Origin of the sequence: Streptococcus sp. CF7_Ac1-8 (assembly GCF_024295435.1) — a bacterium.
In the GTDB taxonomy this organism is placed as follows: Bacteria; Bacillota; Bacilli; order Lactobacillales; family Streptococcaceae; genus Streptococcus; species Streptococcus mitis_AP.
This window is the reverse complement of sequence record NZ_JANCPI010000027.1, coordinates 1-1,470: the sequence shown is the minus strand read 5'-3', so window position 1 is coordinate 1,470 and position 1,470 is coordinate 1. Positions and strand designations below refer to the sequence as shown.

Here is a 1,470-nt window from a genome sequence, read left to right as displayed (position 1 = left end):
CAGCTACTTTTTCTACTGTTGGTGTGTAGTTAGGTACTGCTGGCGATACTTTCTCTGTGAATTTATCGCCGTTTACTGGAGTCCATGGTGCATCTTCTTTCGTTGATGCTGTTACACCATCCGCTGCTAAGTACGTTACTTCACCTGTTACAGCGTTAATTTTCGCTTTACGTGTGAATGTTAATGTTTCTTTCACTGGATCTGCAGCTTTAGAACCGTCATTCTTCACGTAGTTGATTGTACGTGTAACTTGTTCTACTAATCCTAATTCTCCATAAGTACGTCCTTTAGGATCGTTTGGTACTTTATCCTCTGGTTTTGGTGTCACTGGTGTTTCAGGATCACGTGGTTTCGTTGGATTTTCTGGAGTTGGATTTGTTGGATCCGCTGGATTGTTGTTTGGATCTAGTGGTTTAGTTGGGTCTACTGGAAGGTCTTTCGCTTTCACAATGACATAGTATTGTTGGCTAGGTACTTTCTCTCCAGCTGTTCCTGTAGATTTATCACTTACAGCATCAAATGTACGAGTTGCCTCTTTGTAGAATCCTTCTTTATCTGTTGTGTAAAGTGCATCTGTTGGTTCAACTACAGTGTATCCTTTAGCTTCTAATTTAGCTTTAATTGAGTCTACATTAGATTTGCTAATTTCTTTTCCTGTATCTCCAGTTTCAACTACTGATTCATTAACTGAGTTACCTTTTTCATCTACGAAGTGAACTACTGCCACTTGTGATCCGTCTTTAACATACGTAATTGTAGTGTTTTGAGTTGGATCTGTTGGTACTGGTGGTAAATCGTATCCACCATTTGGATTTTTCGTTAATGGTGTTCCATCTGGTCCTACTGGAGTTGTTCCAGGGATTTCAGGAATTGTTGTAGTTGGTGTAGTTGGAGTTCCTGGTCTTGTTGGATCTTCTGGAGTCGCATTTGGATATGGTTTTGGTGTCTTATCGAAGTTCGCTGGAGGTGTTACACCTGCTGGAACTACTGGCACATATGAACCAAGTTTGCGGTAGATAATTGTTTCTTCTGTATCTTTATCTGTCGCTTGAACTCCTGTTACCTCAGTAGATTTAGCAGCTGAAGCAACATATCCTGCTTTCGCCTCTGTTGTTTCAGGTTCGAATGTATTATTCTCATCTTTAAGCGTCCAAGTACCAAAGTTAGAAATTGCTCCCGTTACAGTATCAATCTCAGCTGTACGAGTAAATGTAATTGTTTGTACTTTATCCTCAGCTGCTTTAGTTCCATCTTCGTATACATAGTGAACTGTACGTGTTACTTCTTCAATTAATCCTAATTCTTTGTACGTACGTCCTTTAGGGTCGTTTGGTACTACATCGTTAGGTTTTGGAGTAACATCTGGTGTTGATGGATCTTTTGGTGCGTTTGGATCTACCGTTTGTTTTGTAGGATTGTACACTACTGTTTCAACGATGTCTTCATCTGTTGCTGTTACACCTGTTTTTT

At 39.9% G+C, this 1,470-nt stretch carries 1 pseudogene; it reads right to left on the bottom strand.

The window, feature by feature from the left end:
- Positions 1-1,470: pseudogene (locus NMM26_RS09510) on the bottom strand (mucus-binding protein); the annotation flags it as partial.